At 59.8% G+C, this 1157-nt stretch carries 1 protein-coding gene; it reads right to left on the bottom strand.

From position 1 onward, the window contains the following. The coding region (gene tuf / locus BKP54_RS34760) for an elongation factor Tu (protein WP_057211408.1) at positions 1-1157 on the bottom strand (1157 nt) is incomplete at both ends.

Raw genomic sequence — 1157 nt, 5'->3', positions numbered from 1 at the left:
ACGATGCCGGCGCCGACGGTACGGCCACCTTCGCGGATAGCGAAGCGCAGCTTTTCTTCCATCGCGATCGGAACGATCAGCTCAACGGCAACCGTGACGTTGTCGCCAGGCATAACCATTTCCGTGCCTTCCGGAAGCGTAACGATACCCGTCACGTCCGTCGTGCGGAAGTAGAACTGCGGACGGTAGTTCGTGAAGAACGGCGTATGACGGCCGCCTTCTTCCTTCGTCAGGATGTAGGCTTCGGCCATGAACTTCTTGTGCGGCTTGACCGAACCCGGCTTGCACAGGATCTGGCCACGCTCAACGCCGTCACGGTTAACACCACGGATCAGCGCGCCGATGTTGTCGCCGGCCTGGCCCTGGTCGAGCAGCTTGCGGAACATTTCAACGCCGGTAACCGTCGTCTTCGACGTGTCGCGGATGCCGACGATTTCAACTTCTTCGCCAACCTTGACAATGCCGCGCTCAACGCGACCGGTCACAACCGTACCACGGCCCGAGATCGAGAACACGTCTTCGATCGGCATCAGGAACGGCAGGTCGATCGGACGCTCAGGCGTCGGGATGTAGGCGTCAACAGCGGCCATCAGCTCGCGGATCGCGTCTTCGCCGATCTTCTTGTCCGAATCTTCAAGAGCAGCAAGTGCCGAACCCTTGATGATCGGAATGTCGTCGCCCGGGAATTCGTAGGACGACAGCAGTTCGCGAACTTCAAGCTCGACGAGCTCGAGAAGCTCGGCGTCGTCAACCTGGTCGACCTTGTTGAGGAACACGACGATCGCCGGAACGCCAACCTGGCGAGCAAGCAGGATGTGCTCGCGGGTCTGCGGCATCGGGCCGTCAGCAGCCGAGCAAACCAGGATCGCGCCGTCCATCTGCGCTGCACCGGTGATCATGTTCTTGACGTAGTCGGCGTGGCCGGGGCAGTCGACGTGCGCGTAGTGACGGTTCGCCGTCTCATACTCAACGTGAGCCGTCGAAATCGTGATACCACGGGCCTTTTCTTCCGGAGCAGCGTCGATCTGGTCGTACGCCTTGTACTCGCCGAAGTACTTCGTGATCGCTGCAGTCAGCGACGTCTTGCCATGGTCAACGTGGCCAATCGTGCCAATGTTAACGTGCGGCTTGTTGCGCTCAAATTTGCTCTTTGCCAT

The sequence above is a fragment of the Ensifer sp. 1H6 genome, from assembly GCF_001976035.1.
GTDB classification, from domain to species: Bacteria; Pseudomonadota; Alphaproteobacteria; order Rhizobiales; family Rhizobiaceae; genus Ensifer; species Ensifer canadensis.
This window is presented reverse-complemented; position numbering and strand designations above follow the sequence as displayed.